Origin of the sequence: Legionella spiritensis, assembly GCF_900186965.1 — a bacterium.
Classification (GTDB): Bacteria; Pseudomonadota; Gammaproteobacteria; order Legionellales; family Legionellaceae; genus Legionella_C; species Legionella_C spiritensis.
In genome coordinates this window covers 2,484,196-2,497,330 of the sequence record NZ_LT906457.1, presented here as the reverse complement: position 1 = coordinate 2,497,330, position 13,135 = coordinate 2,484,196, and the positions used below count along the sequence as shown (strand labels likewise).

Below are 13,135 nucleotides of genomic sequence, written 5' to 3'. Positions count from 1 at the left end.
AGGACATGGTAGACAATAATCAAGACAATGATGAGTATCAATTTTCTGATCTGGATGTCATGGGTTCCGACATGATGGATGATGAGGACACAGCCCCAATGCAATCAGAGGTGGTTGAACGTCATTCACCTCAAAAAAACATCAGGCGTAATGCGTTAATCGTGGTTGTATTGGTTATTCTTGCGATGGTCGTATATAAATTCATGGGCGCCTTTTTTTCAAGTAAAACAGATCAGGTCGCAACCAAAAAAACAACGCCCTCAGCTATTCAGCCGATACCTCAGGAAACACAATCAAGACCGGTGCAGCCTGTTGTTACCCAGCAAACGACACCCAGTGTTACTTCGTCATCATCTAACCGGGAGGTTAATCAAAAACTGGCGGCCCTTGAGATTAGTCAGCAAAATATGCGTTCCGAGGTTACTACGGTCAATAATCAATTAAGTGGTCTTTCATCCAACTTAAATAGCCTTGCCGATAAAATTGCCGCGCTGAGCCAGACGGTCAATACGCTTGCGGACAAGGTTGAACAACAATCCCGCGAGCTTGCCGTTATCTCGGCTCGTACACGGCCAAAGACGGTGCGTCCGAAAGTGCGTGCTACGCGTTCTTTGCCTGTCTATTATATTCAGGCTGTAATTCCCGGCAGGGCTTGGTTAATTGCTACAAATGGGTCTACACTTACGGTAAGAGAAGGAACAAAAGTTGCAGGATATGGCGTTGTTAAGTTGATAGATGCGATTCAGGGACGAGTTGTCATGAGTTCAGGGAAAGTAATTAGGTTTAGCCAGCAAGACAGTTGAGAAGATTATGGCTGATGGTGGTTCTTTTACAAGTTTTTTAACAAGTTCGGCAGATATTCTGAACAATATTGCCTCAACATTAGGGCCGGTACAAAAGTTAATTTCGGGCGCCGCCTATCTTATAGGCCTGTCATTCGCATTCAAGGCGCTTTATAGTTTAAAGGTCTACGGTGAGGCAAGGACTATGATGGCGTCGAACACCAGTATTAAGGAACCGGCAACTTATATGCTGGTGGCGGCTCTTTTTATTTATTTTCCTACGGGTGTGGAGATAATTTTAAACACGACCTTTGGTGACGCCAATATTTTGCAATATGCTCCTGTAAGCAGTAATAACCAAAGTTTCAATACCTTATTCAGCGCTGATAGTGTGGTGGGGAGACCGCTTACAATTATTATACAAACAATTGGTCTGGCCGCGTTTGTCAGGGGGTGGGTTCTGGTAGCCCGCTCAGCGTCTCAGGGACAACCGCCGGGAGGAACAGGAAAAGGTTTAATGCACGTTTTTGGCGGCATTTTAGCAATGAATATTGTCGCCACAATAAATATAATTAATAATACACTTTATGGTACAAGTTAATTTGTTTTTTAATAGGAGAAACAAACGTGAAAAGCCCCGGAAAGAAATGTAACTTTATGAAAAAAATAATTATTATTACGTCATGTCTGGGTATGGGGTTGCTGGCGGGCACAGCCATGGCTACAACCAGCCTGACTATTGGGTCCATGGCGTCAACCATCACCGGCTCATTCGGGCAATTGGCAAAACTGATTACGGCGGGTTCCTACCTGGCAGGCCTCGGTTTTTCAATTGGTGCGATTATGAAATTTAAGCAACACAAAGATAATCCAACCCAAATCCCGATTGGTACGCCGATTGCCCTGGTATTTATCGCCGCGGCGTTGCTGTTTTTACCAACCATTCTCGGTATTGCTGGCGCGACCATGTTTGGTTCCGGTGGCGGTGAAACGGCAGGCCCGTCAGGAACAGTATTTACCTCTAGTGGCGGTGGTTAACCGGATCTGGGAGGAAGAAAAGGCAGGCCGTGTTGCCTGCCTATCTTCGTACAGACATAAAAAACAAATATGAGCGTAACTGATGTCCACTAATCAGGAAAAAAACAAACTTAAGCTCATTGCCAGCGCAGGTGCCTGGAGATTGTATTCGGCCAGAAAGGCGGATGTCCGGTTTAAATCCTATGAACAAAAAGTATTTCATCGTGACAGGTATACTTGTCAGTTCTGTGGATTTCAGGCCAGATTCTTTCAGGAAGTGGTTAATCTTGATAACGACTATACGAATAACCGATTATCCAATTTAGTGACCGCATGTTGTTTTTGTGCGCAGTGTTTCTTTGTCGAATCCGTGGGTGTAGGTGGGTATGGTGGTGGAACCTTGATATATCTACCGGAATTGACACAACCGGAATTAAACAGTTTGTGCCATGTTTTATTTTGTGCGATAACGAATGATACCGGTTACAAAAGCAGCGCCCAAAATATTTATAGAAGCTTCAAGTTTCGTTCCCAGATAGTTGAGGAAAAATTTGGTGAGGGAACCAGTGATCCGGCAATTTTGGGACAACTTATTATTGACTCCGGATCAACGAAGCCTGAAACATTGGATAAGCTGCTCAATAATATAAGACTTTTACCCTCTCGGGCCAAATTCCGCAAACAAATAGAGCGTTGGGCGGCCAGTGCCCTGGAAGAAATTACACAAACAGGCTGAATGAAAATCAGTCTGAAACCGAAAAAAATTGGTTGGAGTCGGTTGGCATTTGCAGCGTTGCAATGAAATATCAACAGACCATAATGAACAAAAACTATTATATTGTGAAGAAAAGGGAATACCATGGGGAAATGGGCGGAATCTTTTTTTGAAGGTATTGATACCTTTTTTGCCTGGTTAAGTACTTCGCTTAAACAAACAACTGAATCGTATTGTGAACTGGAAACTGCGGATTCCAAGACAGTTTTGGTTAATCATGACGGTTCACTGGTTTCGCTTGTAAAAATAGAAGGTGTTACCGCTCTGGCGGGCAACGAGGAATTTGAACGTCTGGTGGAAGGATTGTCCAACGCCTTCCAGGGAGCTATGAGCAGGCCAGGCCATGCCTTGCAGATCTTTTTCAGTCACGACAAACAAAATATCCGTAAAGTCATTCAGGATATCTATTCCGCAGCCGATGCTACCGCCAAGCGTCTGGAATTAAAACTGGATGATTTGTTTTCCGAGCGGGTGGATTACCTGTCACAATACTGTGCCGAGGAAAGACTTTATTTTGTTCTTTTTACCCGACCTTTTAATTTAGCCCAGGAGCAATTGAAAGCCTCATCAAAGGCTAAATTAAAAATGTTGAAAGATACCAAAGCGCCTGCCTTTAAAAATACTCAAACCATTTATGCAGCCATTCCGGAGTTACGTGATACTCACGATGCTTATGTCCGATCCATTCTGAATGATCTGGATGCTCTTAACATTTATGCCAGACTGGTTGAAGTTCATGATGCCGTGCATGCCATACGTATGACTGCGGATCCGGATTTTACCGCGGATGATTGGAAGGCGACCTTGCCGGGCGATAAAATATATCCTCGTGAAATAAATCGGTTTGAAGGAGACGTGTCGGATTTGCTATGGCCTTCCCTGGCAAAGCAGGTTATTCCGCGCGATGCGGAAAACATTGATCTGCGAACGGTGCAAGTCGGCAATAAAATGTATTCTTCCGTTTTTATTGATTTGTTTCCCAAAGATGTTCGTCCGTTTGCCGTTTTGTTCGGACGGATACTTCCGTCACACATTCCGTGGCGGATGTCGTTTTTTCTGGAAAGCGATGGGTTAAGCACGATTAAACTGAAAGGGATGCTGGCTGGTATTCTGGCTTTTTCATCTGCCCAAAACAGACTAATCAGCGATTCCGTAAATCTTCTGAAGTATTTGCAGTTGAATTCGGATGATGCGATTATTCGTTTACGGGTTGTTGCCACGACCTGGGCTCCGGCCGGTAATATACCTTTGATGAGGCGCCGGAGTTCGGAACTGGTTAAGGCGATTCAAGGCTGGGGTTCAACGGATGTATCGGAAATTTGCGGCGATCCGTTTGCCGGTTTTGTGTCCAGTATGCTGGCGACTACAACGCGCAGCACCGCCGTCCCGTCAGTAGCGCCTCTTTCTGATGTGGTCACTATGTTACCTATTACCCGGCCTGCCTCCCCTTGGGATAGCGGGGCTTTATTGTACAGAACGCCAGATGGCAAACCCTGGCCCTTTCAACCCGGCTCGACTCAGCAGACAACCTGGATTGATCTGGTTTACGCGCGCCCCGGTTCCGGTAAGTCCGTATTATCGAACGCCCTGAATCTGGCTCTTTGTTTGTCCGGGGGATTAACGCGGTTGCCAAGGATTGCCATTATTGATATCGGGCCGTCAAGCAGCGGATTAATTTCTCTGATAAGAGAAGCGTTGCCTGCGTCAAAGCGACATCTTGCCGCCTATCACCGTTTGCGTATGACTCCGGAGTACTCCATTAATCCCTTTGACACGCAATTGGGATGTCGTTATCCGACGGCTACGGAACGTTCATTTCTGGTTAATTTTCTTACCCTTCTAACGACGCCACTGGGCGCTGCAAAGCCTTATGACGGTATGCCTGATTTGGCGGGTATGGTGGTGGATGAGCTATACAAAAGCATGGCTGATGAATTTAATCCAACACCCTACGCACCGGGGGTTGAAGAATTTATTGACAGTATTCTTGAGGAAATCGGGTTTGTCCGGGATTCAAAATCAACCTGGTGGGAGGTCACGGATGCCTTGTTCTCGGCCGGTTTTGTGCATGAAGCGATGCTTGCCCAACGATATGCCATGCCTCTACTGGCTGATGCCGCCTCTATTTGCCGTACGCCTTCGATTGAGGATCTGTATGAGAAAGTGGTGGCGCCAACCGGCGAGTCATTAATCAGTGCTTTTTCCAGAATGATTTCAGGAGCGGTACGTGAATATTCCATTCTGTCAAGAGTCACCAGTTTTGATATCGGCGATGCCCGGATTGTTTCCCTCGATTTGGATGAAGTCGCCAAAAGCGGGGGAGACGCAGCAGATCGACAAACGTCAGTTATGTATATGCTCGCGCGTTATGTGCTTGCCCGGCATTATTATTTGACCGAGGAAAGTATGAATAATGTGCCGGATCAATATCGGGAATACCATAAAGACAGGGTTACGGAAATTCGCGAAGATCCCAAACGTATTGTATACGATGAATTTCACCGCACCTCAAAATCAGCCGCGGTTAGAGAGCAGGTTATTATTGATATGCGGGAAGGACGAAAATGGAAAGTGCAGATTGCGCTTCTTTCCCAATCGGTGGACGACTTTGATGCCGTTATGATTGAGTTTGCAACAGCGATTTATATTATGGATGCGGGACCCTCTCAAGCCGTTGAAAAAACGACGCAGATATTCGGTTTGTCGAATACGGCCAAAATCGCTTTACGAACACGTGTTCACGGGCCAAGACAAGGTGGGGCAACATTCCTGGTGCAATACGCGACCAAATCCGGCGTTAATATTCAGTTACTTACCTTGACTCTGGGGCCTGTTGAATTATGGGCCTTCAGTACCACGGCGGAAGACGCGACGGTACGTAACCGTCTTTACCGCCAATTAGGACCTTCGGAAGCCCGGCGGGTACTGGCGTCCTTGTTTCCCAATGGCTCTATTGCGAAAATTATTGAAGAGCGTCTGGCCAGTATGAAAGCTCAGGTGGGATTGATTGAAGAAGATGCCAAGGACAGTGTGATTGATCAATTGGTCGATGATATCCTCGAGGCTTACTCCAAAGATCCTAATGTAAAAATACTGCCATCCAAAACGCATTAAAAAAGCCGTATTCCTGCACAGCTTGGTAGCCCGTAAGGAGGCCTGCGGCCGTGTTGCGGGTTTCATGTCGGGATATCGTACTTTGAGAAACAGGTGAGTATCCACATGAACGTGAACGTTATCCCGCATTACAGCGAAGCCTTCAGGGCGGGCACAGGAACAAATACGTGACTTCCATCACTTGAAAATCAGGTGATTTCCTTATTGAGGTTAAATCCGGTTAAAACACCAGGGCTAAATGGATTAATAGGATTCTGGGTTTTAAGTATATAGCGGCCGGAGTTACCGTTGACTTCAAAAAGAATTTGCAGGCTGGCGCTGTCGTTATTATCAACCAGGACATTTACTTTTTGTAAAATCTTGAAAAATGCCCAGGGTCCGGATTCCTCAAGCTCGTAATGAGCGCCCTCAATAGAGTAAAGAGCCAATCGGGCATTGGATTGCGGCCAATTGAAAAACGTATAAGACTCACTATCCTGATTATCCGTTAATTTGATGTCTCCAATGGTCAGCTGCAGGCTGGCAACGACCGGATCCAGGTTAATTTTCTGTAGTGTAAAATCTATTTTGCTTTTATTGGAATTTTCGGGGAAAAACATATTGCTAATCACATTGGCGCGAATTAACTCATTAATAATGTCGTTGGAAATCGGCATCATATAACCGTCGTGCTCTTTAGGTTGCCATTGGGGTTTTGATACATCCAGAAATGGTTTCACATAATGGTTAACAAAATTATTTAATGTTCCTTTTGGAGCAAAAAAACGGTCAAATTCGGCAAGGGAAATTTCAACCGGCTGGTTGGGTTCAAAAGGATAACGATTGGATATGGCGGACTGGTATTCATTGTAAACGGTCGCTTGCCATTTGCGGTTGAGATACTCTCTGCTTTCCGTGATAAAAATATACCAGGTATCGTCGGCAATTTGCTTGGCCCAACCGGAAACAGGTTCCGGCAATTGGCGGGAAAGGCGGTATAAGGCACTCAGGGGATCGGATTGTGATTCGTCATTAAATCGAGCCCTGGTTAATTCAAATACCGTACGACCATGATCGTTAACCACGCCAAGTGTGGTCAGAAATTTTTCAAGCTCGGTAATGTTTATGTTTAATTCTTTTATAGAAGAATGACTCATTAAATTCAGGGCGGTAAACTGGCTGGCAATTTCCTGATTAAATAATAAGGCATTATTTGATAAATCCGGACTGGTATGCTGTTGGATCAATTCAATTAAATGCGATATGGCATTCGTCTGCTGCAACGTCTGAGCCAGTTGTCTGGCTTGTTGATAACCCTGATAATGTTGTGGATGGGTTCGTCGTATAAAATTTTGCCACCAGGTGACGTATTCAAAGCAATAGGCCTGTTGCAGTTGCAGGTACAGGTTGCCAAGATCCTGTCGGGCTAAAATCCAGTTGTCCAGCTGTAATTGGGTAGTGATTTTTGGCAAGAGAGCCATGATTTGGCTAAAACCCTCTTTGGTGTAATAAATGGGCAATTCTTTATTGGTTAAATCAAACCCTTCTATATTAATGAGAGTTTTTTCCTGCGGAAAGGAACCTTTTGCCAGAGAGTAATACAGATACGCGGCAGGTAGCGCGTTTAGATAATTACGAGTATCACTGATTAATTGCCTGTTAATCGCAATGGGTTGCAAGGGCTGTTTTATTGCTTTTTTTAGCAGAAGAAGATCTTTTTCAATCGGTTTGTCAGGATTTTTGGCTTTCCAGCTCTCATGGAACCAGTTGATGACTTCCGGTTCCGAAAAATGCTCCGATTCCCCCAGCATCAGATAGACCTTTAAAGCCTTGTAGCGTGCTAGCTGGGTCTGCGACGGGTTGGAAATCACTTCCTCCAGGTTACCGATTAAATCAGGGAGAAAATTATCTTGCAGGTGGTGTTTGGTGTTTCTGTGCAATTGACCTTTTAATTGTTCGATTAGTGAACTGGAAAAGAGGTTGACAGGAATCAAATCCAGCATGTTTTCAGCCTGGGACAGATGATGGATCGCGGATGTTTTATTATCGGGTTGTACTATTAATGTTTCATAAGCCAATAATTCCTTGCTTGCTCCATCCAGCAATTTACTGGTAGTGATATGCTGGTAGCCTAGCACGCATAAAAATAAACCGGCAAATCCTGCGGCAACACCGGCAATAGCCTTGTGGTTCGTTGACATGCTCGGCGAATGGTGTTTTGTTTGATCCTGAAAGGTCTTAATGGCGCCCTCAATAAAATAGGCGCGGTAATTATTGGATTGGGGAAAACGGTCCTGAACGGCCAGGGCATATTCATGCTGTATTTTTTTGTTAAGCTTGTCCACACTTAGTCCACCTTGCTCCGCACTCGTGAAATAGAGCGCCTGTAAATGAAATAAGTGGTGGTTTAAATTTTGCAGTAATATTTGAAGGGGTACCCTTAAACTGGCGAGTTGTAATGGGAATTCACGGATTAGTGTCCGTTTGACGCTGGAACGGGCCGGATGCAGTTTATTGATAATCTGTTGCCCTGTCACTTCGAGCATATGATCAAACTGTGTTTTGTAGTGGTTGATAAATCGATCTTTCCGGAGGTTGTTATTAAGGGAAAAACCAAATGGTTTGTTTAATTCTGACGTATGCTCGGCTTGAAAAAATTCACAGAACCCCGCTAACGCATCCAGTTTGGTCACAAAGATCGCCGTATCTGCCCGATACCCGAGTTCATTACCGAACCGTTCCAGAAGCTGGGTATGGGATTTGCACTGTTCCATAAGCTGCACGGGTTCCGTTAATAACAGTTCACTGCTGTCAACGCAAAGAACAAGGCCGCTGATTTTGATATTGCTGTGACAGCGATTTAATTGCTTCAACGAAAATGCGAGAAGATTTTCGCTACGATTTAGCCAGGATTCACCCAGCTCTACAATCACGCCATGATTGTTGTAAAAAACATGAATCGGATGTTCCTGCTCAATCTCGAGATGAAAAAGATTGCTTTGTTTCAACAAGGTTGTTTTACCCTGGCCGGTTTTACCGATCAGCAATAGAAAGGATAATGGATTTTGCTGGGGCTTTAGTTGTGCGAAAATGCGTTTTAATGAATCGCAAAGTGCTTGTAACGATTTATCCATCAGTCATCCAGTTTAGCCACAATATGATGTCCGAATTGGACGGTTTTTGCTTTATGTTCGATCACGGCATGGCTTACCCAGTAACCGGCAATCAATAGACCTAACGAAAGAAAACAGATAACCAGTATCGGTTTTCGATTGGAGGACGGCGCCTCCGTTTTTTTCTGCTCTTTGAAAAGACGGTATGATTTGTTGACGCGGTATTGTCGTATCAACTGATATAATTCTTCAATCAGATCATCGAGAATTTGTCGTCCGTTAGCGCGTCCGTGCTGTTTCCCTTCAAAACCTGAAATCAGGCAATAATAGGCTAGTTCCAGTAAATCCAGATACTGATTTGGTCTTTCCTTAATATAATTGATAATGTCAAAAAAGCGCTCTTCCGGACCGACACTGTCGAAGGAAGCCGGGGTAAAGGAATTGAATTCGGCCATTTTACCGTCAAAACGCAGATAACTTTTCCCAAGGAGTTCATCAATGGTAGCTGATAATAAATAATTGGCTATGGCTTCCAGTTCCTCATTATACTCCTTGCCATGAATACGGCTGTGAAACGCGCGTAATTCATGTTCGATATTTTCTCGAATACTTCGGATAGGCGGCAGGGATGTGCTGACGCACAACCTTTCCAGTAGTGAAAGAAGCGGACCTGCTGCTGCAACAATCGGATTGGTTGTGAAAGGAACAATAAATAACTTGGAGCGATAATAACCTTGAGGCATTTGCTGAGTGCCCTGTAATGACAGTCGGCTTACAAGAGAAACCGAAAAATGTTCGGCTGCCATGGCATCACTCCATATGGTATCTGTTCCGGTCTTATCCTCAGAATGAGGCTACCAAAATGTTTGTTTAACCAGTTTAAATAGTACAAGACTTAAAGAATGATACGTTATCTCCAAAGCCTTGTCGATACGAGAAAATAATAGTAATACATTCGGTTGGGCACGCTTGTCTTTTGCAGTCGTAATAAATTTTATTCACGGTTCAAGGATAACAGGCAATGCTTCGCCAAAATAGCGTATTACCCATTGTTCTCCCAGATATTCAAAACAATCGTAAAGAAAGTCACCTATCTCTTCGGGAGCAAGTTGATGCTCCATCCCAATCGGTTCAATGTTATGGTGAAAATAGCCGTCAAAATAACGCTCGCAAAAGGACACATAGTCTCTGGAGTGAAGAATGAAGGCGTGCCACATGTCATCCATCGGGAGCAAAGGGCCAAAAAAATAAGTGGGGCAATTTTTTTGCTGGCGGAGGGCGTTTAACCACAGCCAGCCCAGAAGGTCTGTAAAAAGCTGTCGGCTGGCATTCAGGCTGAAAGTCGGGTTGTGGTGCGTGAAATAGCTCACCACACCAGGATTTTCGTAAGTCAGTAACTCATCAAGTGCCGGTTGTTTCATCAGCGGCAACAGGTTTTATTCCAGTCTTTATTTTTGGTAATAAAGCGAACAATCAGGCAGATTTTTTCTTCTTTTGACATCATTAATTCTCCAATTTTGATCAAATCGACTAGCAGAAGGTCATTTCAGCAGAAGATGGCTCATAAATCAATGGAATTATGAATATCTGCAATACCCTTATGTGGCGCGGTGAGCGGACAAAGGTAGCAAGACAAGTAAAAAAATGGGAATAACAGGGAATAAAATTAATTTGTTTTCAGCAAGGTTTTTCATTGTTATTCCCCAAATGTCAACGGGTATTGTTGAGATTGGTCTTTGTGACAGGTTCCGTGAACCAGGTATAAAAATATTTCAGCCTTGATGCTGACAATGAATAGATTTTATTGATTGTTTCAATAAAAATATTCAATTTTACTTATCTTTGATTCGTGCCTACATTTACACTGTATATCACAAAACATTGAGGAGAAAAAAATGATTGCCGTAGGTAAAAAATTTCCTGAGTTTCATCTGAAAGCGACGGTAAGCAATGATATTCACAACGCGTTTCAGTCTATTTCCAATGACACCTATGCCGGCAAGTGGCTGGTCATGTTTTTCTGGCCCAAGGATTTTACGTTTGTTTGCCCGACTGAAATTGCCGAGTTTGGAAAACTGGCCGGTGATTTTGCCGATCGTGATGCTCAGATTCTAGGTGCAAGTATTGATAGTGAATTTGTGCATTTAGCCTGGCGGAATCAGCATCCTGATCTTAAGGAGCTGCCGTTTCCGATGCTGGCTGATATCAAGCGGGAACTGTCCCGGGATTTAGGCATCCTCGATGAGGAGGAAGGGGTTGCGCAACGGGCCACGTTTATTGTCGATCCGGAAGGCGTCACCCGGTTTGTTATGGTAACGGACCTGAACGTCGGGCGTAATCCCCGGGAAGTTTTGAGGGTACTGGATGCCTTACAGACGGATGAATTATGTCCCTGTAACTGGAAGAAAGGGGAAGATACCATTCACGTTGCCTGATTTTCGGGTAGGTTTTAATCAGAAATAAGGAGACCATCATGGTGGATTTCATCAAGGAAAAGTTACCCGAATTCGCCAGGGACGCGCGTATAAATTTGACCAAGGTCCTGGATGTGACCCAGACGGACGGTTTGACTGAGGAACAGATTATTGGTTCGGCGCTGGCTGTTGCCTATCATCTGGGTGATGACACCCTCATTGCCGGATTGATAGAGTCCGTTGGAAACGATACCATTCGGCAAGCGGCTAAAGTCGCAGCCAGTTTGATGGCTATGAATAATATCTATTATCGTTTTGTTCATTTGAGTGAACTGGCTGAACTAGGACAAGTCCCGACAGGTCTGCGCATGCAGGGCATGATGAATTCGGGTACGGATAAGGTGACCTTTGAAATCATGTGTCTTGCCGTATCGGGATTAAATGGGTGCGGTGCCTGTATCAGCGCCCATAGCCGTCAATTGCTGGAGCATGGCTTACCGCTCTCCGCTATTGCGCGTATTGGGAAAATCAGCGCTGTATTGCATGCGGTTCATGTCAGTTTACATTTGTAAAAACCATACCCTGTTATTTTTCCATTTAGTTTTGACAGGTAGCATTACACAAAGTGTGCCATTTCATGTCATTCCCGCGCAGGCGGGAATTTATGCCTGATATAGCACAGAGTCAATTTAGCCATAGATTCCCGCCTGCGCGGGAATGACAGGCGCCTGTCAAAACTAAATGGAATCTAGTGGATTCAGAGTTTAAAATCAGGTTAAAATTTGTCCTTCTTGAAAATCATTCATATAGGTTGTAGCTATGAAAAAAGGAAAAATTTTGCGGGTCGGACTTCTGGTTCTGTGCGGTTTGATGCTGTTTCAGCCGCTTTGGTCCGCACCATTAACCATAAAAGAGATCAGCGTACGGGATCAGCAGTTGGTTCTTGATGAAGTGAATAAACACCGTCTCTCCAAAGGATTAAAACCGTTAAAGCTGAATAAATATATGTCCATGGAAGCAACGCAGCATAGCCGTGATATGGCGAATAAAATGATGGCGTTTGGTCACGAGGATTTTGATAAACGGATTAAGCGCATTTACGAGGAAATACAGTTTTGTCGCGCCGGAGCGGAAAACATTGCTTACTTCAAGATCCCTCCGCGGGAAGTGGTGCGCAAATGGTTAACCAGTCCCGGACATCGCAGAAATATTGAAGGCAATTTTAACTTAACCGGCATTGGAATTGCCCAGGACAAGAACGGATGGACGTATTATACCCAGATTTTCCTGCGTACCGAAAATCCCGAGTTTACACGATAACCGCAGCCCAATGTTTGAAACGTAAACCGTTTCAAACATTGGGTCTCTCTATTCAGGAACCGACTTTGCCGCAGGCTATGCGCGCACCGCCGCCGCCTAATGGCGGATTATCGCTGTAGTTATCTCCGCCGGCATGAACCATGACGGATAATCCTTTCAAATCGCTGGTTTTCAAGCGGGGAGCCAGCACCGGAGTAGTGGCTTGTCCATCGCCATTGACCGCCAGCACCGGCAAGTCCCCCAAATGGCCATTGCCATAAGGGCCCTGGTGCGTGTTGGTTTTACCCGGATCAAAATGCCCGCCGGCATCCATGCCATGGTCGCCGCAATCGGGATGCTGGTGCAGATGAAAGCCATGCAGTCCCGGGGGGAGTGACGATAGTTCAGGTGTAATCAGCAAGCCGTATTTGGTGTCTTCAAAATTGACCGTTCCCAGTTCCTTTTTGCCATCGGTCGCGTATATCACGCTCCGGACTTTGTCGGCATGGACGGATGAAAGGGTGAGGACACCGCATAAGATTAATGGTAATTTTTTCATGATAACTCCTCTTCCTGAGTAATTGACAAGTGTAGATCATTCTCGCCAGTCTCACCATGGAAAAATTAATTGCCGACGGGCCC

Annotated in this window: 12 protein-coding genes; 8 read left to right on the top strand and 4 right to left on the bottom strand. The window is 44.8% G+C overall.

Features of this window, described 5'->3' with window-relative positions:
• The first annotated feature begins 5 nt into the window (after positions 1-5).
• The 5 genes from icmG (at position 6) to CKW05_RS11220 (ending at position 5,688) form a co-directional block, all read left to right on the top strand.
• Positions 6-803, top strand: a complete 798-nt coding sequence (gene icmG / locus CKW05_RS11240) for a type IVB secretion system protein IcmG/DotF (RefSeq protein ID WP_058482090.1) — start codon at positions 6-8, stop codon at positions 801-803.
• A gap of 7 nt (positions 804-810) precedes the next feature.
• Positions 811-1,383 (top strand): hypothetical protein, encoded by a 573-nt coding sequence (locus CKW05_RS11235; protein ID WP_058482091.1) that lies wholly within the window; start codon positions 811-813, stop codon positions 1,381-1,383.
• A 92-nt stretch (positions 1,384-1,475) separates the two neighbouring features.
• Positions 1,476-1,820, top strand: coding sequence for a type IV secretion protein IcmD (locus CKW05_RS11230; protein WP_082642697.1), 345 nt, complete (start codon positions 1,476-1,478; stop codon positions 1,818-1,820).
• A gap of 82 nt (positions 1,821-1,902) precedes the next feature.
• Complete coding sequence (gene icmJ / locus CKW05_RS11225; protein ID WP_058482093.1) at positions 1,903-2,535, top strand: type IVB secretion system protein IcmJDotN; 633 nt, start codon at positions 1,903-1,905, stop codon at positions 2,533-2,535.
• 123 nt (positions 2,536-2,658) lie between these two features.
• Positions 2,659-5,688 (top strand): type IV secretion protein IcmB, encoded by a 3,030-nt coding sequence (locus tag CKW05_RS11220; RefSeq protein ID WP_058482094.1) that lies wholly within the window; start codon positions 2,659-2,661, stop codon positions 5,686-5,688.
• 188 nt (positions 5,689-5,876) lie between these two features.
• Here the strand turns inward: CKW05_RS11220 and icmF are convergent, their stop codons facing one another.
• The 3 genes from icmF to CKW05_RS11205 all read right to left on the bottom strand — a co-directional run bounded on the left by icmF (position 5,877) and on the right by CKW05_RS11205 (position 10,201).
• Positions 5,877-8,801, bottom strand: a complete 2,925-nt coding sequence (icmF, locus tag CKW05_RS11215; protein WP_058482095.1) for a type IVB secretion system protein IcmF — start codon at positions 8,799-8,801, stop codon at positions 5,877-5,879.
• Complete coding sequence (gene icmH / locus CKW05_RS11210; RefSeq protein ID WP_058482096.1) at positions 8,801-9,586, bottom strand: type IVB secretion system protein IcmH/DotU; 786 nt, start codon at positions 9,584-9,586, stop codon at positions 8,801-8,803. The genes icmF and icmH overlap by 1 nt, the downstream gene beginning before the upstream one ends.
• Before the next feature lie 192 nt (positions 9,587-9,778).
• Positions 9,779-10,201, bottom strand: a complete 423-nt coding sequence (locus CKW05_RS11205; RefSeq protein WP_058482097.1) for a glycine-rich domain-containing protein — start codon at positions 10,199-10,201, stop codon at positions 9,779-9,781.
• A gap of 474 nt (positions 10,202-10,675) precedes the next feature.
• Here CKW05_RS11205 and CKW05_RS11200 point away from each other — a divergent pair, with 474 nt between their 5' ends.
• From CKW05_RS11200 to CKW05_RS11190, 3 genes are all read left to right on the top strand, one after another.
• Positions 10,676-11,215, top strand: a complete 540-nt coding sequence (locus tag CKW05_RS11200; protein ID WP_058482098.1) for a peroxiredoxin — start codon at positions 10,676-10,678, stop codon at positions 11,213-11,215.
• Positions 11,216-11,253: 38 nt separating this feature from the next.
• On the top strand, positions 11,254-11,766 hold the full coding sequence (locus CKW05_RS11195) for a carboxymuconolactone decarboxylase family protein (protein WP_058482099.1): 513 nt from the start codon (positions 11,254-11,256) through the stop codon (positions 11,764-11,766).
• 247 nt (positions 11,767-12,013) lie between these two features.
• The gene (locus CKW05_RS11190) at positions 12,014-12,514 is read left to right on the top strand and encodes a CAP domain-containing protein (RefSeq protein WP_058482100.1); all 501 of its coding nucleotides are present in this window, start codon (positions 12,014-12,016) and stop codon (positions 12,512-12,514) included.
• 52 nt (positions 12,515-12,566) lie between these two features.
• Here CKW05_RS11190 and CKW05_RS11185 read toward each other — a convergent pair whose 3' ends face one another.
• Entirely contained in the window at positions 12,567-13,052 is a 486-nt protein-coding gene (locus CKW05_RS11185; RefSeq protein ID WP_058482101.1) for a superoxide dismutase family protein, read from the bottom strand.
• Positions 13,053-13,135 lie beyond the last annotated feature (83 nt).